This is a genomic window from Pontibacter sp. HJ8 (assembly GCF_054824225.1).
Genome location: NZ_JSYF01000002.1, coordinates 1 through 22,334, shown reverse-complemented (window position 1 = coordinate 22,334; position 22,334 = coordinate 1). Strand labels below are relative to the sequence as shown.

The window sequence follows — 22,334 nt, the reverse complement described above, 5'->3', positions numbered from 1 at the left end:
AGGCCCGCCCGGCCAGGGCAAGCTATGAAACAATGCCAGGTTGCTATACCTGGTACAGCAGTTCCGCCAGTTACAAACTGGCCTCATGTGCCACCACCACTTACCGCTACGCTCAAACTGGCGGCATACAGGAGTCAAGAAAAAAGCAGGTCCCCGCCGGACAGACGAAGCAATGAAACAAGACTAGTTAAAGTCTGATGAAGCTCCAGCTACACAGCAAAGCAGAAGCAGAGATAATGCTTATATTTACCATACGAACACCCGGTTATGCGCAACTCTTGCCGGCCAGAGCGTGTTGTATAACAGAGCAAAACTTTGGATTTGGAACAGCAGAAGAAACAAAAAACCTATACCCCGAAAGAGGCCCTGATCAAGGCGGCAGCCTATTGTGCTTACCAGGAGCGCACGCAGCAGGAAGTGCGCTCCAAACTATACTCGTATGGCCTGGAGCCAGATGATGTGGAGGAACTGATCGTGCGTCTCAGCCAGGAAAAAATGCTGGACGAAGAGCGGTATGCCCGCTCGTATGTGCGGGGCAAGTACGGCCTGAAGAAGTGGGGGCGCCGCAAGATCACGCAGGGACTCAAGGCCAAAGGCATTTCCGACTACTGCATCAAACAAGGCCTGAAAGAAATCGATTTTGAGGTATACGAACAGAACCTGCTCCACCTGCTGGAGAAGAAAAACAGCACCGAAAAAGAGAAGAACCCCTTTGCCCGCCGCCAGAAACTCACCTACTTCCTCGTCAGCAAAGGCTATGAAAATGATCTGGTGCAGGACGCGCTAAAGAAGCTGGAATAAAAATTTTTCTGATTATCTGAATATAATAACACAGTCCTATATTAGGAAACTGTAACGGACTATTCCAACAACCTGGCAACATTGGTAAACGAAACAATAGTGCTGGCACTAGATACTAGAAACCGGCAGTAGCAGTACAGTATACTTAAAACAACAAAGCTTTCCACGTAAACAAACTGAGTATGATACTAAACAGCCTGTTATTCATCGGCGGTCTCGGAGGAGCAGAATTAATGCTTATCTTATTTTTCTTTGGTATACCTGCCATTCTGTGGCTATGGGCCTTGATCGACCTGCTTACAAGCGAATTTGAGAACAGCATCAATAAGCTGATCTGGGTTTTGGTGATCGTTTTTCTACCCGTTTTGGGAGCACTCCTGTATCTTTTTATAGGGAGAAAGCAGAAAACCGGCCTTTCTACCCGTTAGCAGATTCCTTTAACCAAGTAACCCTATAGAGTATAATTTGCCTTGCCGTAAGTTGGGCGACAGCATACCTTAGGATTGAATAAAGGGCATTAAAAAAGCAATCCGGATCATAACTAACGCTTTTTCGGCAGTTCCAGATTCTGGATCCGGCGCTGTGGCACGAGCACCACTTTACGTCCTGTTATTTCTTCCAGCATAGGCTTGAGCACCTTCTCGGCATTGACCGTCGTCTGGCGCAGTATACCCGAGTTAATGGCGGCTTCTTTTACATTGGCTTCTGCATAGCGGTAACTATCCTGCACCAGCTCTGCGTCCTGGAAATACGTGTTTTCCTTGGAGAAGACCTTGGATTTGCTATGGTCTATCTTATAATAGCATACTTCCGGCGCGGGCAGGCTGATTTGCACCAGTGTGTCCCCATAGAACCGGATATCCTGCGGGGTTAGCTTCGTAAAATCCACACAACCGACTGCCTCGCCCGTCACAATCAGCACCACCTTCGAGTTGGGCACCCACCGCGACACATCCTTCTCGTACTCTACGATGTCTTTGAAGTTATAGCGCACCAGCTCCATCCGCCCCAGTTCCTCCACCGTCGTCAGGATGGTATTGTGGTTCACGATGACCTCCGGCTGCTTTTCTTCCGAGCCGAACAAAGAGCCTTTGAAGCTACGCCAGATAAAGACAGCAGCCAGAATGAACAGGAGGAGCGGCAGCAATCGAAAAAAGAATCTAATAAGGGACATGTAGGGCGATTTAAGTTCTCTCTTCTGACAACACAGCAATTTTGGTGCTAAAGTTCATTCCTATACCTCCACGCCTAGCCGTTCCCTGAAACCCGCGTTGCCCTGCAGGCCGCCGGTATGCACGGCGATGATGCGGCTGCCCCCCGGGAAGTAGCCTTTCTGAATCAGATCTAGCAGGCCGTAGAACATCTTGCCAGTATAGATGGGCTCGAGCGGCAACTGGTGTTGCTCCCCAAAATCACGCATAAACGCCAGCAACTCGGGCTTCACTTTGGCATAGCCGCCAAAATGGTAGTCCGTGACTAGTTGCCAGTTGGCGTACTGTTTCCCGTTGTAGCTTTCAATTAGCTGCTCTATTTCCTCCCTCAGAAACTCGCCGCCCTTCAAAGCCGGAAAGCCCAGCACCTGCCGCTTTCCCTCCAGGCCGGCAATAATTCCGGCAAGGGTCCCGCCGGTGCCGCAGGCACAGCAGATGTAGTCATACTCGATGGAGATGTCCGAAACGATTTCAGTACAGCCTTTTACAGCCAGGGCATTGGTACCTCCTTCGGGAAGGATGTAAGGCTGGTTGAACTGAAGCGAGAGTCGGGCTAAAAAATCAGGTTCCTGCTTATGCCGGTAGTCTTCGCGGGAAACGTAGTGCAGTTCCATACCTGCTCTCGTGGCAAAGCTTAGTGTCGGGTTGAGGGGCAGGTGCTCTTCCCCCCGGATCATGCCGATGGTCCTGAATCCGAACTCCTGTCCTGCCGCCGCTACAGCTGCTATGTGGTTGGAGTAGGCGCCTCCAAACGTCAGCAGGGTGTCTTTCCCAAGCTGCTGCGCCTCCTCCAGGTTATACCGGAGCTTGCGCCACTTGTTGCCCGAAATGGTCGGGTGCAACAAATCCTCCCGCTTGACCCAAAGCGCTATACCCTGCTCTTCAAAAAGTGGACTGAATAATTGTTGCAACGGTGCTTTCATGGATTCATTAAAAGCCAGAGCCCCGGTACTACAACCGGGGCTCCAGAGCGATTCACTTTTTAGATATGACACAAATGTTAGATATGACACAAATGCCCGCAGATAAGTCATTCTATGGATTTTCAAATAACAACCTCACAGCCATAAAACCTCTTTTATCCTGTGTCCTGCTACCTGTGTCTCAATTCTTATACCTTCACTTTCTCTTCTTCCGGCTTCCTGCGGATGCTGTAGAAGACAGCGCCTCCCAGCACCAGCAGCAACAGGACGGACGATACAAGCGAAATGGTGTTTCCTATCTCGTACGACTTGGGCGCGAACCGGAACTCGATGGTATGCTTGCCCGCCGGTACCGGCATAGCACGCAGGATGTAGTTGGCCCGGATATGATCTACCGGTTGCCCATCGAGGTATGCCTGCCAGCCATCGGCATAGTATACCTCTGAGAACACCACCAGACCGGCTTGGGCCGCATTGGCCTCATACTTCAGGTAGTTGGGCTGATATTCGGTCAGCTTGATGGTGGAGCCTGCTGCACTGAAATGCTGCGCGGGCACTTTGAATTTAGACACATCCACTACCGCTGTTTTGCTGGGGTCCATGTCACCCAGCGCCTCGATCTCCTCATCCGGCGTATTCACGGGCTTCACCTCTTCCACGAACCAGGCATTGCCGAGCGCACCCGGCACGCGCTGCACCGGCTGCTGCTGATCGCCTGTGATCACGTAGCGGGTGTTGAGCATCCGCAACACTTCCAGGTTGTTCTGGGCAATGTGGCGATCGATCACGTCCTGGTAGCGGCGCAACTTAGCACCGTGGTAGCCGCCCACTGACTTATGGAAGTAAGAAGTGCGGGCATCGTTGAACGGATTAGGCAGGTATAGCACGCGGTAGCTCAGGTCCTTGTCCTGCAGGATCATCTGGTCGGCTTGCGTAGGCTGGAAGTGGTTCTCCACCACACGCTTCTCAAAATCACCGTCGTTGAGGTAGCGTTTGTTCACGCTCCAAAGGTCCACCAGGATCAGCACCCCTACACCTGCTATAGCCACGGTCGCCGACAGCTTGTTTTTGAGGTAGAAGTAGAGCAAGCCAATGGCCAGGGCAATGAAAATGAAAGATCGGAAGGCATCGGAGCGCATCATGCCTTCGCGGTCGGCCCGTATGGCATCCACCGGGAATTGGGATTGCTGCAACTGCGGGTCTACAGCCCCCACAAAGCTGGCTGAGCCGGCAAAAAGCCATACCAGCAAACAGATACCTGCCGTAATGCCACCTGCTAACAGCAGTTTTTTGTCAATATCTTTGATCACATCCCGGTCGCGGATAAGCCGGCAGAGCGCCAGTATACCCAGCAAGGGGATGGTGATCTGGGCGATCACCAGTGCCGACGATACCGCCCGGAACTTGTTGTAAGCCGGGAAGTAATCGAACATGAAATAGTTAAAGGCTTCAAAGTTTTTGCCCCAGGCCAGCACGATCGAAAGGATGGTCGCCACCAGAAGCCAGATGCGAGTAGGTTTGTGCACAATAAAAAGCCCCAGCACGAACAGGAAGCAGATTATAGCCCCCACGTATACGGGACCACTCGTCATTGGCTGCGGCCCCCAATAGGTCGGTAGCCCCTGCTCCACGATCTGCTCGGCCTGCACCGCCGGCAAGCCCATTTTCACGAAGGCATCATAGCTTTCTGAATCTTTACCAAGCGGGGTATTACTGGCACCTCCATAAAAGTCAGGTATAAGCAGGGTCATGGTCTCGCCCACGCCGTAGCTCCAGTTGAAAGCATAGTCGCGGTCCAGGCCGCTGGAAGTCTGGTCACCGCTGTTAGCCACCGTCAGTTCCGACTTGCCCCGGATACTGTGCTGGCTGTATTCGGCCACGGTATAGAGTCTTCCGAAGTTCACGCCTACGGCCAGGATAGCCGCTATACCCAGTACCAGGCCGCGCTTGACCAGGTCAGCCAGGGTGCCTTGCTTGATCGCGTATACCAGTTCCACCACAATGAACACGAGCACCATCAGGAGCATGTAGTAGGTCATCTGCAGGTGGTTGAAGTGCAGGTTGAGCGTGAGCCCCAGGGCGAAGATGGCCGCCCCGATCCACATATTCCGGCGCAGCGCGTAGAACATGCCCGCCAGCACCAGCGGAATGTAGGCAATGGTCAGGGACTTGGTATTGTGGCCCGCCTCCAGTATAATGAAGTTGTAGGAAGTAAACGCAAAGGCAATGGCGCCCACCACGGCTAGCCAGGTATGGAGCCGCAGCGTCACCAGCAGCACATAGGCGCACAGCAGCGTGATGAAGATATTGCCCGCCATAGCCGGCAAATTAAACGTAAAGATGGTGTGGATCACGCCCGAAAAATCACCCGGGTAGCGGGTGTTGATCAGGTAAGAGGGCATGCCACTGAACATGGAGTTTGTCCAGAGGGTCTCTTCGCCGGTAGCTTCCCGGTAGTCCTGTATTTCTTTGGCTCCCCCCTTGAACTGCAGGATGTCGTGCTGGGCCATGGCCTTGCCTTCGAACAGCACCGGGGCAAAGTAAACGGCCGTTAATACAAGAAAAATCAGGACCGCGATCAGGTGCGGAAGCACATCGCGTTTAAAGTTTATAGAAGCAATCATATCTTTCAGAAACCTCGGAATAGAGCTTGAAAGATATGATTTTTATTTTACTTCTTCATAATCGACGTACTGGCCGCCGTTGAAATCCTTGCGTTCCGGCTGCTCAGGTATGTAGTCGATCTTCACGCCTCCCTGCTGCCGGCCATGGCCATTTGGCTGCGGCTCCTGGTGCGGTTGCTGCGGGCGGTGCATGTTCGTATGGAAGAAGGTGCCGTTGCGGATACTCTTCTTCACGAAGAAAGCCAGCAGCCAGCGAAACAGGAAAGGGGCCACTAACCTGATTAAAAAGATAACGAGTATGGTAACGAATATGAATTTGATCATGATGCTCGGTTAAGGTATAGCCAACTTGGAGGCTAGCTATCATATAACAAAAATAGTACCTCTTATGATACAACTCCTATGCCAAAACTTTGTTTCATGACATTCCGGCGGAGCCCTGCAAAGATACAAAATTTCATTTTAGGCAAGTGCCTCCGCTGCGATACAAAAAAAAGCCTCTCCGGTAAGGGAGAGGCTTTTCTAGTTACAGTACCTTCCGGTTATACGCTCAGGTATAGGTTTCGCTCGGAATAAATTTTCACGAAATAATCATCCTGCAGGTTGTCGATGAAGTAGATGGCCTCACCCGTTGACTTCATCTCAGGCCCCAGCTCCTTGTTCACTTCCGGGAACTTGTTGTGCGAGAACACCGGCACCTTGATGGCATAACCTTCTTTGTGCGGGTTGAAGTTGAAGTCCTTGATCTTCTTCTCGCCCAGCATCAGCTTGGTGGCGTAGTTGATGTACGGCTCACGGTAGGCTTTTGCGATGAACGGAATGGTACGGGATGCACGCGGATTGGCTTCGATCACATACACGATCTCATTCTTCACGGCAAACTGTATGTTGATAATCCCTACCGTGTTCAGCGCCAAAGCGATGCGCTTGGTATAGTCTTCGATCTGACGAATCACATTGTCGCTCAGGTCAAACGTAGGCAACACCGCGTAGGAGTCACCGGAGTGGATACCAGCCGGCTCAATGTGCTCCATGATACCGCAGATATGCACGTCCTCGCCGTCGCTGATCGCATCGGCCTCTGCCTCGATCGCATGATCCAGGAAGTGGTCGAGCAGCACCTTGTTGCCCGGATGATCTTTCAGCAGGTCGATCACGTGGGCTTCCAGCTCTTTTTCGTTGATCACGATCTTCATGCTCTGGCCACCCAGCACGTAGCTTGGGCGCACCAGCAGCGGGAACTTCAGCTCCTTGCACAGCTCCAGCGCTTCTTCCGCCGTTTCGATCACACCGAACGGAGGGTATGGAATATCGAGGTCACGAAGCAACGTTGAGAAGGAACCACGGTCTTCAGCCAGGTCCAGGGCTTTGTAGCTCGTTCCGATCACTTTGATGCCGTAGCGGTCCAGTTTCTCGGCCAGCTTCAGAGCCGTCTGTCCACCCAGCTGCACGATCACACCTTCCGGCTTCTCGTGCTTGATGATGTCGTAGATGTGCTCCCAGAATACGGGCTCGAAGTAAAGCTTGTCCGCAATGTCAAAGTCAGTCGAAACCGTCTCCGGGTTGCAGTTGATCATGATGGTTTCGTAGCCACACTCTTTGGCGGCTAATACGCCATGCACACAGCTGTAGTCGAATTCTATACCTTGTCCGATGCGGTTAGGACCGGAGCCAAGTACCACGATCTTCTTCTTGTCAGTGGAAATGCTTTCGTTTTCGCCATCGAAGGTGCTGTAGTAGTACGGCGTCTTGGCTTCAAATTCTGCCGCGCAGGTATCCACCATTTTGAAAACACGCTCTATCCCCAGCTCCATACGAACAGCATGCACTTCACTTTCCAGGCACTTGAGGATGTAGGCGATCTGGCGGTCGGCGTAGCCTTTTACTTTGGCTTCGCGCAGCAGCTCGGCCGGCAGTGTGGCCAGCGTATACTTCTCCATCTCCTTTTCAAGCATGTCCAGCTCTTCGATCTGGTTCAGGAACCACGGGTCGATCTTGGTCAGCTTCTGGATGGTACTGGTAGGTATACCGATGCGCATGGCATCTTTGATGCAGAACAGGCGGTTCCAGCTTGGGTTTTTGAGGTTGTAGATGAGGTCATCGTAATTGGTCATCTCCTTGCCGTCGGCACCGATGCCGTTGCGCTTGATCTCGAGGCTCTGGCAGGCTTTCTGCAGCGCCTCCTGGAAGGTACGGCCGATGCCCATCACTTCTCCCACAGACTTCATCTGCAGGCCCAGCGTACGGTTGGCTCCTTTGAATTTATCGAAGTTCCAGCGCGGTATCTTCACGATCACGTAGTCCAGGGCAGGCTCAAAGTAAGCCGAGGTGGTCTTGGTGATGGCGTTCTTCAGCTCGTCGAGGTTGTAGCCGATGGCCAGCTTGGCCGCGATCTTGGCAATCGGGTAGCCGGTTGCTTTGGATGCCAGGGCTGAAGAGCGGGACACGCGCGGGTTGATCTCAATGGCGATGATGGTATCGTCAAACGGGCTCACCGAGAACTGTACGTTACAGCCGCCGGCAAACTGCCCGATGCCGTTCATCATCTTGATGGCCAGGTCGCGCATTTGCTGGTAGATGGTATCGGGCAGGGTCATGGCCGGAGCCACCGTGATGGAGTCGCCGGTATGGATGCCCATCGGGTCAAAATTCTCGATGGAGCAGATGATGATCACGTTGCCCAAGTTATCGCGGAGCAGCTCCAGCTCGTATTCTTTCCAACCCATGATGCTTTGCTCCACCAGTACTTCGTGTGTGGGCGAAGCATGCAGGCCACGGGTAAGCGCCGCATCGAATTCTTCAGGGGTATTAACAAAACCGCCCCCCGAACCTCCAAGGGTAAACGAAGGGCGAATAACGAGTGGGAAGCCGATTTCCTGTGCGATCTCTTTTCCTTCGAGGAAAGAAGTAGCCGTTTCGCCTTTGCAGACATTCACGTTCAGCTCGAGCATCTTCAGGCGGAATTTCTCCCGGTCCTCTGTCGTCTCAATGGCTTTGATGTCCACCCCGATGATCTTGACACCGTACTTTTCCCATATACCTGCCTTATCACATTCAATGGCAAGGTTGAGAGCCGTCTGGCCACCCATGGTAGGCAGTACTGCGTCGATCTGGTGCTTTTCCAGGATCTCAATGATGTATTTCTTCTCGAGTGGTTTGAGGTACACATTGTCCGCCGTGATACTATCGGTCATGATAGTGGCGGGATTGGAATTGATGAGGGTTACCTCTATCCCTTCTTCGCGGAGGGAGCGGGAAGCTTGGGAGCCCGCATAATCAAACTCGCAGGCCTGGCCGATAACGATAGGGCCAGATCCAATTATCAGAACAGATTTAATACTGGTGTCTCTAGGCATGTGCTTGGGTAGGTGTAAATTGCCCAAAGTTACCGCAAAATGTTGGGGCTGACAAAAGAAAACTTTAAGGAAGGTAAATTTTAATGCTGCAACTGCCGCCTCCCGGCCTTCTTTCCGGCTTGATTTTCTTCTGTTTAATCCCCGTTTTCGAGTATAAAAAGCTCGTTTACAGTAATCCCAAACAAAGCCGACATTTTGAGGGCAAGAAGCGTAGAGGGCAGATATTTATTTTTCTCGATCGCGTTGATGGTCTGGCGGCTAACGCCGAGTGCCCCGGCCAGTTGCTCCTGCGTCATGTCTTTCTTTGCCCGCTCCACCTTTATGTTATTCTTCATCTGTCTCCAGGGCCCTGCGTGTGCGATAAAGCCTATATCGGAAAGAGGCGTAGGTATAGCCGAGTAAGAGCGCCAGCGCTCCCAGCATGCCGCCTACATCGGGCATACGCAGCGCATGGCCGCTCAGCAACCCGGCTATATTGCTGAAGAAAGGCAGCCACAACAAACCCATGACCAGATAAAACACGCCCGTCACAAAGGACTGATAACGCAGCGCCAGGACCATTTCATCTTCTTCTCTTTCCTCCGAAAAATTGAGCAGGGCTAATCCTATGATAAGCGGATAATACACCATCGGGTAAGTCCATTCAGCAAAAAACGCCCTGGAGTCGGTTACCAGACCCGATTTTATCAGCATAAAACTCAGTCCCGCCATCACCGGGAGGCCTGCTATAAGTGTCCCGTAGCCCACCCGCTTATACCTGTGGGGCAATAAAGTGGTGGCTGGAAAGAGCTCTTTCATAGGTCTTTTTGTTGAAGTACGATTCCAATTATTAAAAGTAAAGAATATTTTACAAAAAGTACAGAGATTTTTACCAACTCTAGCCCTACTTCGGTTTACTACCATCAGTTTTTTGAAGACATACACTGAGAGCAGGTATAGACCGGGTCTTTTCTTAACACAAGCTATACCTAAACCTTACAGGTAGTATCCGTACTAAAGGGTATAACTTAAAACCGAAACGATATGGAAACACCCCGCGAAGACGATATCATTACCAACTCAGATGAAAGCGAACGCTTGCCCGACGAAAATCCCGAGCCACTGGAGGGCGTCAAAAAGGAGGAAAGAGATATCTTGGATCCTGAACCAGAAGGCAAAGAAGAAGGCGGCAATGTAGCCGCCAAGGAAGAAAAAGACACCCGCGAACTGGACGGCAGCAACGCCAACAGCCTCCGCACCAAATAAAACTGCCTGTCAAACAAAAGCCGCAACCGCAGGCAGCATGCCTGCGGTTGCGGCTTTTTCAGGAGCAATCTCTGCCTTTATAATCATGGGAAGTATTTTGTATTTCCGACCCCTGCCGCTTTCATAGCAAAACCTGGATATACCTGCACGAATATAGATTTATTGCAATATTACAGCGTGTTTATTTCATGCAGATATTTTGCAAATCCACTTCTTTTAAGTATCATAAGGCTGTGATTCACCGGTTTAACCTCAAAGACAATGGTCTACTTTCAAACAGACTATCTTCTGGTAGAGTACCATGCCGCCAGCCACCTGCTGGTAAGCCAGTGGTATGGCAAATGCAGCAGCCTGCAGTACCGGCAGGCGCTTATTGAAGTTGTCCGGCTTGCCCGGAAATTAGCCGCATCGTATGCCATTACCGACAGCAGACTCCTTTCCCCGCTTGAGCCCGACGACATCACCTGGACCCGGGACGTATATGCACAGGCCTTTGACAAACTTCCGCTGAAACGCTCTGCCTCTCTGAATCCTTACAATGCGACCGCCGAACAGCAAATGCAGCAGATCCGGACTTCCAAAAAGCAGCAGCCCGCCTTCGAAACAAGGGAATTCGACGACCTGACCTCTGCCTACGACTGGCTGATTTCGGAAGAATAACCTGCAGGTGACACGGGCTATCCTTTTAGGCTGCTCCTGCTGCAGTATGCTGTAAACTCCCTATCTTGAACACATGCTATACGCTCTCCTTAAACTGATCTACAAAGCCGGACTTTGGGTGTTTTTCCGGAAATTTGAAGTGCGCAACCGCCACCTGATGCCCGAGCAGGGTCCGCTGCTGGTGGTCTCCAACCACCCCAATACCTTCATGGACCCGATTGTGATTGCCTCCCTGCTCAAGCAGCAGGTATACTTCATTGCAAAAAGTACGGTCTTCAACACTCCCCTCAAGAAGTGGCTGCTGTAGCGCATGCACCTTATACCTGTCCAGCGGCGGGAGGATATGCCCGATCAACCTGTTAACAACGCGGAAACTTTCCAGGCCAGTTACCAGGCCCTCGCCGCCCACAGGACCTTGCTTATTTTTCCGGAAGGCAACAGCTTCAACGAACGGCGCCTGCGCAAGCTCAAAACAGGCGCGGCCCGCATTGCGCTGGGTGCGCAAGCCAGTGGCGTTGGAGCGGCAGGTATACGCATCCTGCCCGTCGGGCTCAACTACTCAGCTCCTAGCCGCTTCCGCAGTGATGTGTTTGTCAATGTAGGCGAACCGATCGAGGTAGGGGATTACCTTCCGGACTATCAGGCTGATAGCCTCGGAACGGTAAACACGCTCACCGAACAGATACGGGAGCAGTTGGAGCAACTGATCGTGGTAACCCCCTCGGACGAAGAAGATGAACTGGTGCAGCACATTGAATTGATTTACAAAGAGAGACTGGTAGCAGAGGCAGGCATAGCAGCACCCGGCCACGAACAGGACTTTCTGCTCACCAAGGCCATCATCAAGAGCCTGGCCCATTTTATCAGTACCCAACCCGAACGGGTGAAAGCACTTCAGAGTCAACTCCACGCTTACAGACAACAACTAAAAGCGCTCGGGCTACAGGATACGGATATCGGCCAGGGGCAGAGGCCACGTCTGCAGCCTATGAAAGACCTGATCTTCCTGTTTCTGGGCTTTCCGTTCTACTGCTACGGGCTGGCAAACAACTATCTCCCTTATAGTATACCTTCTAAAGTAGCGCATCTGCTCACAGAAGAAAAAGAGTTTGTGGCCCCGATCATGTTATCGGCAGGCATCTTCTCCTTTCCTGTATTCTATACCTTGCAGAGCCTGCTGTTCTGGCAGCTGCTGCCCGGCATACCTTATCTGCTGCTCTATCTGGTCAGCCTGCCGCTGGCCGGATTTTTCACACTCCAATACTGGAACCACCTGCAGCAGATGCATGGGCGCTGGTTGCTGCTGCGGCTCTGGCTGAAAAAAGATGACAGGGTAGAGCAACTGCAGCAACAGCGGCAGGAGATTATGGCAACCCTCGACAGGGCCAGGCAAGAGTACTTGCTGTTACACGCTGATCACTAGCATTTTACAAAAACACACTGCCTGTTTTTCTGCATCCGGCTTATCAGAAGATAGTAATCCCTCCGTACTTATACCTATACCTTGCTTCGCAAAACCTGTAATTCCTTCTCTCTTAGATAGCTTAAACTTTAAAAATATTATCTAAATCTTTAAAGCGCCGTAAAAAGGATACTGTAATTATAAACAACACAGTTTAACGATTTAAGACTATGAAAAAAACATTCGTAAACCTTCTTGCTTCTTCGTTTGTACTAGCCACGGTTTTATCAGGTTGTGCTGATACTACTACTACCGGCACTGAAACAGAAGCAACAGAAACCGACGATATGAACGGGACGACAACGGGTAGCACAACCGGTAGTACGACCGGCACCACAAGCGGTACAACTTCCGGCACTACATCCGGTTCTACAACAGGCACCACTACCGGAACAACCACTGGCACAACTTCCGGGACAACCACTGGTACTACCACTGGTACCACTACCGGAACTACAACGGGTACAACAACAGGCACAACTTCTGGTACTACTTCCGGTTCTACAACAGGTATGACTACCGGAACAACCACCGGTACCACTTCGGGTACTACTTCCGGAACGACCAGTGGCACAACTTCCGGAACAACTACTACCGGTACTACAACTGGTACTACAACTACCGGAGGAACTACAACCGGCAGTACAACTGGTGGTACAACTACAATGGGCACAACTCCACGCTAGTAAAAGAGCACTTTATTTGATACCAGCAAAAAGGCAAGTACCATCCGGTTTTTGCCTTTTTGTTTTACCCCAATCCTTAACCTGACACCCATGAATCAACTGCATCTATACCTGAAAAAGGTTTTTACAGTTGACCTCCGTGCATTGGCCATCATGCGTATATGGGTGGCCGGCATCATTCTGACAGATCTGGCTATCCGGGCTACCGACCTGGAAGCGCACTATTCCAACATGGGGGTATTGCCCCTGCACGTGCTGTACCAGTTCGGCTGGAACACCTATCATTTTTCATTCCATACCCTGAGCGGACTGTGGCAGGTACAGGCCGTGCTTTTCCTGGTAGCGGCCGTGTTTGCCGTGTGCCTGCTGTTGGGCTACAAAACCCGGGCAGCCACCATCATCAGCTGGGTCCTGCTGGTCTCACTACAGAACCGGAACACGTTTATCGCGCAGGGTGGGGATGACCTGCTCCGCATGCTTCTCTTCTGGGGGATGTTTCTACCATGGGGGAGATTCTACAGCTACGATGCTGCCAAACGGGAGGGGCCGGAACTGCAAACAAGCACCTACTTCAGTGCAGCGACAGCGGCTTATATCCTGCAGATCTTTCTGGTATACTTCTGCACTGCCCTGCTCAAAAACTCTCCCGAGTGGACCACGGAAGGCACGGCCCTGTACTATGCGCTGAGCCTCGATCAGATCCTGATGCCGGTTGGCAAGCTACTGTATCCGTATCCTGACTTACTGGAATTTCTGACCCACGTGACCTGGTATACCGAGCTGCTGTTGCCTTTCCTGTTGCTCATTCCCTTCTATAACAGCTTTTTCAGGCTCCTTGTCATCGGGGTGTTGTTCTTCTTTCACATCGGCATCAGCCTCACCTTATTCGTAGGCTTGTTTTACCTGATCAACATCGCATCGATTGCAGGCTTGCTGCCCCCCGTTGCCATGGATTGGGCTGAACGACGTTTGCTGGCTTCTTTCCGGCGGCCGCTCACCGGGCAGTTTCAGCGTATCTTCAAAGGCTTCCGGAGTCCGGCTACACTGCAGGTACAGTTCCGCCTGCGTAAGCCACTTCTGTCCAGGTCACAGCTGCATTCCCTTCGCGAAGTATTTGTAAGTTTTATATTGATTTACTGCATCTGGTGGAATCTGGCAGGAGCAGATGTGCGGGTACCCGCTATGACCGAGCGCACCTCCTGGCTCGGTAACCTGCTGCGCGTGGACCAACGCTGGGGTATGTTTGCCCCGGCTGTGTTCAAAGACGATGGCTGGTATGTGCTGGAGGGGCACACGGCTGCAGGACAGCTGATCGACCTCAACAACCAGGGCAAAGCCGCTGACTATGCCAAGCCGGCTTCCGTTATGGCCCTGTTCAAGAACGACAGGTGGCGAAAATATTCGGAGAACTACCTGTTTGTGCAGTATGCATTTCTGCGCCCCTACTATTGCAATTATCTGGTGCGCCGCTGGAACGAGGCGCATCCGCAGAACGCTGTCAAAGAGCTGCAGGTAGTCTACATGAAAGAATATACGTTGCCCGACTACCAGCCGGTAATACCACAGCGGGAGGTGCTCTGCACCTGCGCCAACCTGCCACAATAGGCAACCCGGCTCTGGTGGCGCAGAGCCCCGTCTGCTCTGTTACTCATCCTTGTCAGAAGCCAGTGCACTGCCAACAGCCGCAGCCACCAGGCCGCCCAACAGATAGATACCCACTGTCATTGCCCGGGTACTGTCAGACCGGTTGCTGGGGTCGGAACCCAGGCCCAGCGGGCCAGGCAGCAATACAGCGCCTGCCCCGGCACCAGCTCCTAACAGACCTCCCCGCAGCCAGGCATTTTTTCCTGTGCCTGCCAGGCTATAATAGAGTGAATTGGACACCACATCCCCTACCATGGCCCAGGTACGCAGGTCACCATCGGCTGGCGGTTCTTTTCCTGCTTTCCGCATAATCTTGGAGATAGCCCGCATACCCAGCACGTCCATGCGGGGCGCTTCCGATACAAATCTTCTCAAGGTTTCGTGGGTGACTGTAAGGGCGATGGCTCCTGCCAGCCCGCCCGCCAGTGATTTTATCGCTTCCATAGTTTCAGTTTTTGGGATGTATACGCAGACTGCTGCTGACAGATGAACATATTTGTCATAAAGCGTCGCAAGACCTGTATAGCTTCAAGATGAGTGGGCCCCAAGCCTGCTGTAAAACAGAAAAACCGGACATATGCCCGGTCTTTCTGGTAAGAAGTATATCCGAAATGTTTATGAATTTCTATTCGGGTTTTTGTTGCCTGCGTTTTTCACACGTGCGCTCTTTATATTGGAGCCGGCGTTCTTGTTCTTGTTTCTTGAGTTCATGGCAACCCAGCCAGCACCTAAAGCCAGGAGCGAACCGCCTACTACCTTTTGGGTAGTGCTCAGGTTCGATACTTTCTCTACAGTTGAGCTGCCAAACTGCTGCAGCTTGCTGGTGATGTTGTTAAGACCTCCTTTGCCGGAAGTACCAGACTGGTTAGCTGAGCCTGAAGCTGAAGACTGACCAGACGAACCCATTGATGAGCTATTCGACTGTGCGCTGTGTGAGCTGCCCTGGGCAGAGGGTTGATTCAAGTTTGATTGCGGATTCTTATTTCCCTTGTTTTCCATAGTTATTTTGTTTTAGAATAAAACATTGATCGCTGCCCCGGATGACGGTCTACAACTGCACGTTGCTTCCTTAGTTGCCAGGACTTCAGACTTATATGTATCGGTTTTCAGAGCATATGGTTGCACCAGCTTTAGCATTTCCCCTTAAGCACAACTGTGACTTGCTATAGTTATACCTTCGTAAAAACACCTGAAATGCGGCTCTATGCCCTTTCTTGGGATATAAACGGAGAGTAGAGAGCTGTTTACTGTACCTGAACAGCTCTGAGTTCTGCCAGGGTCTGTTTTATTTCCTGCTGTTCATCGGCGTCCAGTTTCTCGGTAGCTTTTCCACTCTGGTAGAACTGCAGAATGTTCTGACGCAGGGCTGGGGTCAGGTGTTTGAAGTCTGCCTTGTAGAGCTTGTGCACCAGTTCAGCATAGGTTTTGTCGGTCAGTGCATAGGCCCCGGCCCGGGTAGGCTTACCCGTGTCGAGTTGGGTGTTGGGCAGCTTTAGCCGCTCCTGCCGGTGGAGCTGCTCAATGAGTTTGGCATAGTTGTCAACCGTGGTATTGAAACTCAGATAGAACAGTTTTTCAGCCTCCGGAGTGGGCGGTTTAAAAGCCAGTGTCCGGAGCGGTCCTAGTTTGGGCGACACCTTCATGACCCAGGCTACCATGCGGGCAAAGAAGTTTGGTTTCTCATACTCCTTCCCCCAGTTTTTATTAAAATCCGCTTTGCGCATGTGATACGTGAAGGTGCGACGTGTAGCGCCGGGGCTGGCTTTTTGTATATCGCTCTTTTTAGCCTGCCAGGCAGCTTTGGTCAGATCAGGCATCAGGCCCCGGATCGTATACCGGTAGGTGCCTATGGCCAGCGGAACATTCAGGAATACATCCTTTAGTTCCAGTCCGTACGTTTCCAGGAAAGCGCGTTCGAGCAATTCTTTTGATACCTCGAACCCGATGAAGTTCTGGTACGCCTCCGAAGCATAATTTCCCCTGGCCACCTGCAATACATCAAAGCCAAATTCTGTTTTCACATGTGCCACCGGGTCATCGGCATATGTCACCTCCGGCCCATGCTCCTGCCGCACCTCAGGGTATACCAACGCGACCGCCCTGTTAGTGCCCAGCGGGTGCCCGTGAATATCGGCATTGAAATGCGACATGGCCCCCAGCGCAAAGGCATACTCTTCCACTGTACCGGCAGACCGGATCATGTTCTCTACAAAATCGCCGCTGCGCACATAATGTGTCAGGTCTGTAAAAAACGTATTGCCGAAAGGGAAGTAGCCCATGTCCTGCACAATAGAGCCGCCGTAGGTATAGGCCTGGGCCTTTTTGATGGCCTCCTCAGAAGCATTGGGGAAGCGCTTGCGCAGCAAAGGGGCGATAGCGTCTTTCCAGGTAGCGTCGATAATGGCCTGGTGTGTCAGCACGCCATAGGCCCCGGCAGCAGGCGCTGCAAACAGGAACAGGAGAGTCAGGACGATACTGGCAAGTCCCGCACGGGTGGATCGGTTCATAACCAGCGTATACGGGATAGTGGTTTTAATAGATAGTTTTACGCCTATATTTCAGGTTGCTTTTCCGCTTTGCGTTGCTGCAGATAGGAGAGCACTTCCATCAGGCTGATGCCCAGGAGTACCCACGTGGCACCAAGCAGGAACCCCGCCAGCACATCCGAGAGAAAGTGCACGCCCAGGTAGATCCTGCTGAAGCCGATCAGGAGAATAAACACAGCCGTTGCCAGCAACAGAGCGCTCATTTGCCGGCCTTTACGCATGCGCCGGTACATAAAATAAGCCAGCATACCATAAAGCGAAATAGCTGTGGTGGCGTGGCCGCTCGGAAAAGAAAAGTTGTGTTCGGGATAGAAAGCTACCTTATCGGGGCGGTCGCGGCTGATGAACGTCTTGCTGTACTGCACCGCTATACCTGTTCCGGCCATCGTGAGCCAGAAAGCCAGTATAGCTGTATACCGCCGCCGGTACAGGAAAACAATCGTAGCCAGACCACCCATCGAGAATACCGCCTCGCGCGTGCCAAGTTGTGTCAAGGCATAAAACAGTTGGCTCAGCCAGTTGCTCCGGATACTGTAGAGGAACGCTGTGAACTTCTTGTCCACCATAACCACACCTTCCGACTCGATCACGTCTTCTGTCAGTTGGGAAAGCAGGACGGCATTGATCCCGATGACCAGGAAGAGCAGCGTCAGCGGCAAACCCATGAAAGTCGTTGTATCAAAGCGCCGCACCAGGAAATAATACGTGTTGGGGAAGCGGCGGCGCACCCGCTTTACCAGGGGCTGCCGGGACAGCCAGTGCAGGAAATTCTGGAGGAGATACGTGAGAAAGTTCTTCATAGGGGAATAATCCAATAGGGATACGTAATCCTCTTTATATGAGTGGCAACTGATCGTATTTACTTACAAAATGTTATGCTTCACATGGTTGTATCGTTTATTGACAACCTCGCAGGTCCAACTAAAGTACACAATCCTATGAGAGGGTTTGAATATATATATGACAAACTCCTGCTCGGTGTGGGAGTTGGATTGCTGGTGCTTCTGTGGGTACAGTTTCCGGCAATTCCTGAGATGGATGTGCAAGATCATATCCGCTATACCTCAGAGGAATCGGAAGTGGTACTCAGCTCCAAAGCCCGCTTTATGAAGCCTTCGAAGGCGCTTTCGCCCCGCGATGTGATAAAAATACAGTTGTATGCCCTGCAACGGAATGACGTGAGCGACAGTGGCATCATCACGGTCTTCAACTTCTCTTCCCCTACCAGCCGGGGCAGCCTTGGCCCCCTCAACCATTTCAGGATGCTGGTTCGTGACCCTGCCTATAGCCCTATGCTTAACTTTGTTTCATACAAAGCCGGACAAGTGGTGGTAACGGACGACACAGCGTACCAGCTGGTCGTGATCCGGGGGGTGGATGGAGTAGCGGCCGCTTACCTGTTCATCCTGGCCAAGCAACGCAAGGGGATATACAAAGGCTGCTGGATGACCGTAGGCGTCGCCCGGCAGGATTCGGATAGGGAAACCAGCTTGCTGTAGCAGCAAGAAGGCTGAGCAAAATTCCGGGCGGAGGCTCTGAAAGTAGTATTAGCGCCGTATCATCAGAGCGCCAGCTCCATTTTGATGTCGGCCCGTTCGTAGATGCTGGGTGGCATCGGCACCTCCACAAAACCCAGGCGGCGGTACAGGTTCAGGGCTGTTTCCAGTTGGCGGTTGGATACCAGGTATACCTTGGCAGCGCCTGCCTGCCTGGCTTTCTCGATGGCTGCCTTGCCCAGCAACTTACCTAGCTGGAGGCCCTGCGCTTTGGGAGTGACCGCCATCTTGGCCAGTTCATAAACGCCTTCCCCGTCATTGATCAAAGCACAGGTGCCTACGATCTCTCCCTGGTAGCTCGCCATGAGTATGTATCCGCCCTTATCCAGAATATAGCCATAGGGATCGCTCAGCGATTTATAATCCGCTTCTTCCATCACAAAATAGCGGGTGATCCATTCTTCGTTCAAGGCCCGGAACGCAGCAGCGTGCTGCGGTTCAAAATCAAGTATCTGTACAGGAGCAGAATCAGTAATAGGCATGGCGGTAATTTCTTTTGTGCAAAATTAAGCGAAGAGAGGTGCCGCGCCAAATTACCGGCCTCAGAAATAGTTTACCCCTATCTTTTCGATAGAATTGAAGGTATAAGCCTTGTACCCAAAACTTACACACATAGGTATGGACCAGACCATCCCGCTTTGGCTGCCGATCAGCTATACCTTGTTTCTGCTGGTGCTGGTGCCCGTGTACTGGAAGCACTACGGCCCCGCCAATTTCCTCTGGTTCTCAGATATTGCTCTCTTCTCGGTAGGCATCGTGCTCTGGACAGAAAACCACCTGCTGCTGAGCATGATGGCAGTCGGGGTGCTGGGGCTGGAGCTGATCTGGAATGCAGATTATTTTGGGCGGCTGCTGACTGGGAAACAACTCCTGGGGCTGAGCGACTACATGTTCCACCCGGACAAAAGCCTGTTTTTGCGGGGGCTTTCTCTTTTTCATGTTTTCCTGCCGGCCCTCGTTATCTGGCTCTTGGTAGAGTGGGGCTATGATACCCGGGCGATCTACTACCATACTGCCCTGGCCTGGATCGTGCTGCTGCTCACCTACCTTCTCACCGATCCGAAAGAGAACATCAACTGGGTATTCGGCCCGGGCAATGAGCCGCAGCACTCGCTGCCGCACGGGCTATACCTTGTACTAGCCCTGCTGTTCTTTCCTTTGATCGTTTTTATACCTTCTCACTTTGTGCTGAAATGGATTTTTAACTAGCCCGGGGCTACAAATAAAAATAGCGGGCAATACCCGCTATTTTTACATTCACTTTAATCAAATCTTAAATATTCTGTACCGTGTTCGCGTCCGGTATTTTTACCTTTTCGGAGGTCTTAAGCCCCGATACTACTTCTATGTTGATACCGTCCGAGAGGCCGGTCTTCACTGCGCGTTTCTCAAAAACCTGGGGTGCTTTTTCTACTTCCACGTAGGGTTTGTCTTTCTCAAACTTGAGCATGCTTTCCTTGATGGCCAGTACTTTCTCGCGCTTGTCCAGCACGATGTCGGCATTGGCACTGTAGCCGGCCCGGATAAAGTCTTTCTCATCGAGCAGCACTTTCGCCCGGATCGGGAATTTGATAGAGCCTTCCACTTCCGTTCCTTTTGGCGCGATGTACTCCAGCTTGGCATGGAACACCCGCCCCTCGATGGCCCCGATAGTCAGCAGCAGGTCCATGTTCTCTTTCAGTTTGCCTACTTCCGATTCGTCTATTTCGCCTTCGAACACCAGGCTGCGCATATCGGCAACGGTCGCGATGGTGGTACCCTCGTTGAAGTTGTTGCGCTCAATGATGGAGGTGCCTACTTTTACCGGTACATCCAGCAGCATGCCGTCTATGGTAGAGTAGACCAGGTTCGAGGACTGGCCGCTGCGCCTGGAAGCGCCTTCGCGCACCAGCTGCAGGTTGTTCTCGGCTGATTGCATTGCCTGGCGTGTCAGGTTAAACTCTGCTTTGTACTTGCGAAACTCCTGCTCCGGAATTACCTTTTGCGCATACAGCTGCTCATAGCGGGCCAGTTCGCGTTTGGCTTCATCGAAGTTGATGCGGGCCGTCTGTACTTCGTTTTCGGCATTGTTCACGCTCACGATGTTGGGCACGATCTTCACTTTGGCCAGCAACTGCCCCTGCTTGACAACCTGGCCGGCTTCTACGTACAGCTCTTCTACCGTACCCGATACCTGCGATTTTACCTGCACTTCTTTGCGCGGCACAATGGAGCCCGTAGCTACCGTCTTCTTGACAATGTTAGTGGTAAAGGGTGCCTCCGTTTTATAAACAATGGGATCCGTGTTCGACTTCTTGTAAAAGTAGTAGCCCAGCCACGCCGACAGCGCCAGAAAAATCAGGAGGAACAGTCCGATAAAAACCTTTTTCATAGGGATATGGTCAATTAACAGTTATCAGTAATCAGTAATTAATTATGAGTATGACATTCAATATTAAAACTATACTTACTCTTCCTGCAGGGCTACTACCGGATTGACCCGGGCGGCCTTGGTGGCGGGTATCAGTCCGGCCAGGGCGCCTGCCACTACCAACAGCACCGTGGCCGTAATGGCGATTCCCAGGTTCACTTCCGGAGCCCCGAAAAAGCCGGCCTGCACTTCGTACTTGATCATAAGGCTTTCGATCAGGGCCACCAGGCCCGTACCTGCCAGCAAGCCTACATAACCGGCCAGGCCCGTGATCACGATCGACTCCTGTATGATCAGGCTGACAATGGAGAGCGGTGTGGCACCCAGCGCTTTCCGGACACCGATCTCTTTGGTGCGCTCCTTCACCACGATCAGCATGATGTTGCCCACCCCAATGATGCCCGCGATGATGGTACCGATACTGACCAGCCAGCTAAACCCTGCTATACCTGCAAACATGCCTTGTATGTCCTGGTACTCCTCCTCCACGTTGGCCGACCCAAAGGCTTTCAGGTCGGTGGGCGCTACATCGTGGCGCTTCATAAGCAGTTGTTTCACTTTCTCTTCTACTACCGCGGCCGGAATGCCTGGCTTCGGTGTCATAGCAAAAAAGCCCACTTCATTGGGTTTGTTGAAGGCCTGCTGCAGCGTCGTGGTCGGGATATAAATGGTCTGGGCATCCTGCACCACGTCCTCGTCTTTGCCAACCGGCGCAAACGTGCCCACTATCTGGAAATAAATGCCCTTGATGCTGATGTACTTGCCGATCGGGTCTTCTTCTTTCGCAAAGAGCAACTCCAGCGTGCGGGGGCCTACAACGGCTACTTTGCGGCGCTCGTCGATATCCTTCTGGTTGATGAACCGGCCCTTGACAACGTTGGTAGGCTTCACCTGCAGCACTTCAGGCGTCTCACCGTTCACGGTAAAGGCGGAGCTCTTGGTGCCATACACCACCGCAAAATCACCGTCTACCTGGTTACTGGGAGCCAGCACCGCCACTTCCGGCACACTGATGCGGATGGCCTCCATGTCATCGTTGGTCATCTTGATTGTCCGGCCTGCTTTCAGGCCCATGTAGGGCACGCTGGTGCGCTGTGTCCAGACGAAGACGGCGTTCTTGGCAATGTTGAACTCGGCCATGATGCCATTCTCCAATCCTTTCCCGGCTCCCAGCAGCAGTACCAGCATGAAGATGCCCCAGAACACCCCA

22 protein-coding genes and 1 pseudogene are annotated in these 22,334 nt (G+C 52.1%); 9 read left to right on the top strand and 14 right to left on the bottom strand.

All coding sequences use genetic code 11. From position 1 onward, the window contains the following. The first annotated feature begins 315 nt into the window (after positions 1-315). Together OB13_RS00160 and OB13_RS00155 are read left to right on the top strand one after the other, a co-directional pair. Positions 316-801, top strand: coding sequence for a regulatory protein RecX (locus OB13_RS00160; protein WP_461488110.1), 486 nt, complete (start codon positions 316-318; stop codon positions 799-801). Between the two features lie 182 nt (positions 802-983). After that, positions 984-1,229, top strand: coding sequence for a PLDc N-terminal domain-containing protein (locus OB13_RS00155; protein ID WP_461488109.1), 246 nt, complete (start codon positions 984-986; stop codon positions 1,227-1,229). Positions 1,230-1,342: 113 nt separating this feature from the next. On the opposite strand, the gene OB13_RS00150 is transcribed toward OB13_RS00155, so the two are convergent. From OB13_RS00150 to OB13_RS00120, 7 genes are all read right to left on the bottom strand, one after another. Further along, complete coding sequence (locus OB13_RS00150) at positions 1,343-1,975, bottom strand: DUF4230 domain-containing protein (RefSeq protein WP_461488108.1); 633 nt, start codon at positions 1,973-1,975, stop codon at positions 1,343-1,345. Positions 1,976-2,035: 60 nt separating this feature from the next. Further along, the gene (locus OB13_RS00145) at positions 2,036-2,935 is read right to left on the bottom strand and encodes a 1-aminocyclopropane-1-carboxylate deaminase/D-cysteine desulfhydrase (protein WP_461488107.1); all 900 of its coding nucleotides are present in this window, start codon (positions 2,933-2,935) and stop codon (positions 2,036-2,038) included. 188 nt (positions 2,936-3,123) lie between these two features. Further along, positions 3,124-5,559, bottom strand: coding sequence for a YfhO family protein (locus OB13_RS00140; RefSeq protein WP_461488106.1), 2,436 nt, complete (start codon positions 5,557-5,559; stop codon positions 3,124-3,126). A 42-nt stretch (positions 5,560-5,601) separates the two neighbouring features. Then, on the bottom strand, positions 5,602-5,883 hold the full coding sequence (locus OB13_RS00135) for a DUF4834 family protein (RefSeq protein ID WP_461488105.1): 282 nt from the start codon (positions 5,881-5,883) through the stop codon (positions 5,602-5,604). 218 nt (positions 5,884-6,101) lie between these two features. Next, positions 6,102-8,915, bottom strand: coding sequence for a carbamoyl-phosphate synthase large subunit (gene carB / locus OB13_RS00130; protein WP_461488104.1), 2,814 nt, complete (start codon positions 8,913-8,915; stop codon positions 6,102-6,104). 134 nt (positions 8,916-9,049) lie between these two features. Continuing rightward, positions 9,050-9,250: a helix-turn-helix transcriptional regulator gene (locus tag OB13_RS00125; protein ID WP_461488103.1), complete on the bottom strand. Its 201-nt coding sequence runs from the start codon at positions 9,248-9,250 to the stop codon at positions 9,050-9,052. Then, positions 9,240-9,713, bottom strand: coding sequence for a hypothetical protein (locus tag OB13_RS00120; RefSeq protein WP_461488102.1), 474 nt, complete (start codon positions 9,711-9,713; stop codon positions 9,240-9,242). Before OB13_RS00120 ends, OB13_RS00125 begins: the two co-directional genes overlap by 11 nt. Before the next feature lie 225 nt (positions 9,714-9,938). On the opposite strand from OB13_RS00120, the gene OB13_RS00115 reads away from it, so the two are divergent. From OB13_RS00115 to OB13_RS00095, 5 genes and pseudogenes are all read left to right on the top strand, one after another. After that, the gene (locus OB13_RS00115; protein ID WP_461488101.1) at positions 9,939-10,160 is read left to right on the top strand and encodes a hypothetical protein; all 222 of its coding nucleotides are present in this window, start codon (positions 9,939-9,941) and stop codon (positions 10,158-10,160) included. Positions 10,161-10,421: 261 nt separating this feature from the next. Beyond that, positions 10,422-10,820, top strand: coding sequence for a hypothetical protein (locus OB13_RS00110; RefSeq protein WP_461488100.1), 399 nt, complete (start codon positions 10,422-10,424; stop codon positions 10,818-10,820). A 73-nt stretch (positions 10,821-10,893) separates the two neighbouring features. After that, a pseudogene (locus tag OB13_RS00105) lies at positions 10,894-12,243 on the top strand (lysophospholipid acyltransferase family protein). Positions 12,244-12,452: 209 nt separating this feature from the next. Continuing rightward, a complete protein-coding gene (locus OB13_RS00100; protein WP_461488099.1) occupies positions 12,453-12,968 on the top strand; it encodes a hypothetical protein in 516 nt (171 codons plus the stop codon). Between the two features lie 90 nt (positions 12,969-13,058). Continuing rightward, on the top strand, positions 13,059-14,573 hold the full coding sequence (locus tag OB13_RS00095; protein ID WP_461488098.1) for a hypothetical protein: 1,515 nt from the start codon (positions 13,059-13,061) through the stop codon (positions 14,571-14,573). A 39-nt stretch (positions 14,574-14,612) separates the two neighbouring features. Here the strand turns inward: OB13_RS00095 and OB13_RS00090 are convergent, their stop codons facing one another. The 4 genes from OB13_RS00090 to OB13_RS00075 all read right to left on the bottom strand — a co-directional run bounded on the left by OB13_RS00090 (position 14,613) and on the right by OB13_RS00075 (position 17,958). Further along, on the bottom strand, positions 14,613-15,056 hold the full coding sequence (locus tag OB13_RS00090; RefSeq protein ID WP_461488097.1) for a hypothetical protein: 444 nt from the start codon (positions 15,054-15,056) through the stop codon (positions 14,613-14,615). 171 nt (positions 15,057-15,227) lie between these two features. Next, a complete protein-coding gene (locus tag OB13_RS00085; RefSeq protein WP_461488096.1) occupies positions 15,228-15,611 on the bottom strand; it encodes a hypothetical protein in 384 nt (127 codons plus the stop codon). A 245-nt stretch (positions 15,612-15,856) separates the two neighbouring features. Continuing rightward, on the bottom strand, positions 15,857-17,119 hold the full coding sequence (locus tag OB13_RS00080; protein ID WP_461488095.1) for a zinc dependent phospholipase C family protein: 1,263 nt from the start codon (positions 17,117-17,119) through the stop codon (positions 15,857-15,859). A gap of 44 nt (positions 17,120-17,163) precedes the next feature. Next, a complete protein-coding gene (locus OB13_RS00075) occupies positions 17,164-17,958 on the bottom strand; it encodes a phosphatase PAP2 family protein (RefSeq protein ID WP_461488094.1) in 795 nt (264 codons plus the stop codon). Between the two features lie 138 nt (positions 17,959-18,096). Between OB13_RS00075 and OB13_RS00070 the strand changes: the two genes are divergently transcribed. Then, positions 18,097-18,657 (top strand): DUF4864 domain-containing protein, encoded by a 561-nt coding sequence (locus OB13_RS00070; RefSeq protein ID WP_461488093.1) that lies wholly within the window; start codon positions 18,097-18,099, stop codon positions 18,655-18,657. 62 nt (positions 18,658-18,719) lie between these two features. Here the strand turns inward: OB13_RS00070 and OB13_RS00065 are convergent, their stop codons facing one another. Next, entirely contained in the window at positions 18,720-19,196 is a 477-nt protein-coding gene (locus OB13_RS00065) for a GNAT family N-acetyltransferase (RefSeq protein WP_461488092.1), read from the bottom strand. Between the two features lie 136 nt (positions 19,197-19,332). Here OB13_RS00065 and OB13_RS00060 point away from each other — a divergent pair, with 136 nt between their 5' ends. Continuing rightward, on the top strand, positions 19,333-19,923 hold the full coding sequence (locus OB13_RS00060) for a membrane-associated protein (RefSeq protein ID WP_461488091.1): 591 nt from the start codon (positions 19,333-19,335) through the stop codon (positions 19,921-19,923). A 64-nt stretch (positions 19,924-19,987) separates the two neighbouring features. On the opposite strand, the gene OB13_RS00055 is transcribed toward OB13_RS00060, so the two are convergent. Further along, a complete protein-coding gene (locus tag OB13_RS00055) occupies positions 19,988-21,085 on the bottom strand; it encodes an efflux RND transporter periplasmic adaptor subunit (RefSeq protein ID WP_461488090.1) in 1,098 nt (365 codons plus the stop codon). 75 nt (positions 21,086-21,160) lie between these two features. Then, positions 21,161-22,334: ABC transporter permease (locus tag OB13_RS00050; protein ID WP_461488089.1), on the bottom strand; the 1,174-nt coding region annotated here is incomplete at its 5' end.

Excerpts from the sequence above, each read along its gene's own strand:
- OB13_RS00070 (WP_461488093.1), top strand. The coding sequence starts at position 18,097 with ATGAGAGGGTTTGAATATATATATGACAAACTCCTGCTCGGTGTGGGA.
- OB13_RS00140 (WP_461488106.1), bottom strand. The coding sequence starts at position 5,559 with ATGATTGCTTCTATAAACTTTAAACGCGATGTGCTTCCGCACCTGATC.
- OB13_RS00100 (WP_461488099.1), top strand. The coding sequence starts at position 12,453 with ATGAAAAAAACATTCGTAAACCTTCTTGCTTCTTCGTTTGTACTAGCC.
- OB13_RS00095 (WP_461488098.1), top strand. The coding sequence starts at position 13,059 with ATGAATCAACTGCATCTATACCTGAAAAAGGTTTTTACAGTTGACCTC.
- carB (WP_461488104.1), bottom strand. The coding sequence starts at position 8,915 with ATGCCTAGAGACACCAGTATTAAATCTGTTCTGATAATTGGATCTGGC.
- OB13_RS00145 (WP_461488107.1), bottom strand. The coding sequence starts at position 2,935 with ATGAAAGCACCGTTGCAACAATTATTCAGTCCACTTTTTGAAGAGCAG.
- OB13_RS00125 (WP_461488103.1), bottom strand. The coding sequence starts at position 9,250 with ATGAAGAATAACATAAAGGTGGAGCGGGCAAAGAAAGACATGACGCAG.
- OB13_RS00055 (WP_461488090.1), bottom strand. The coding sequence starts at position 21,085 with ATGAAAAAGGTTTTTATCGGACTGTTCCTCCTGATTTTTCTGGCGCTG.
- OB13_RS00080 (WP_461488095.1), bottom strand. The coding sequence starts at position 17,119 with ATGAACCGATCCACCCGTGCGGGACTTGCCAGTATCGTCCTGACTCTC.
- OB13_RS00155 (WP_461488109.1), top strand. The coding sequence starts at position 984 with ATGATACTAAACAGCCTGTTATTCATCGGCGGTCTCGGAGGAGCAGAA.
- OB13_RS00150 (WP_461488108.1), bottom strand. The coding sequence starts at position 1,975 with ATGTCCCTTATTAGATTCTTTTTTCGATTGCTGCCGCTCCTCCTGTTC.
- OB13_RS00065 (WP_461488092.1), bottom strand. The coding sequence starts at position 19,196 with ATGCCTATTACTGATTCTGCTCCTGTACAGATACTTGATTTTGAACCG.
- OB13_RS00075 (WP_461488094.1), bottom strand. The coding sequence starts at position 17,958 with ATGAAGAACTTTCTCACGTATCTCCTCCAGAATTTCCTGCACTGGCTG.
- OB13_RS00110 (WP_461488100.1), top strand. The coding sequence starts at position 10,422 with ATGGTCTACTTTCAAACAGACTATCTTCTGGTAGAGTACCATGCCGCC.
- OB13_RS00060 (WP_461488091.1), top strand. The coding sequence starts at position 19,333 with ATGGACCAGACCATCCCGCTTTGGCTGCCGATCAGCTATACCTTGTTT.
- OB13_RS00090 (WP_461488097.1), bottom strand. The coding sequence starts at position 15,056 with ATGGAAGCGATAAAATCACTGGCGGGCGGGCTGGCAGGAGCCATCGCC.
- OB13_RS00085 (WP_461488096.1), bottom strand. The coding sequence starts at position 15,611 with ATGGAAAACAAGGGAAATAAGAATCCGCAATCAAACTTGAATCAACCC.
- OB13_RS00120 (WP_461488102.1), bottom strand. The coding sequence starts at position 9,713 with ATGAAAGAGCTCTTTCCAGCCACCACTTTATTGCCCCACAGGTATAAG.
- OB13_RS00135 (WP_461488105.1), bottom strand. The coding sequence starts at position 5,883 with ATGATCAAATTCATATTCGTTACCATACTCGTTATCTTTTTAATCAGG.
- OB13_RS00115 (WP_461488101.1), top strand. The coding sequence starts at position 9,939 with ATGGAAACACCCCGCGAAGACGATATCATTACCAACTCAGATGAAAGC.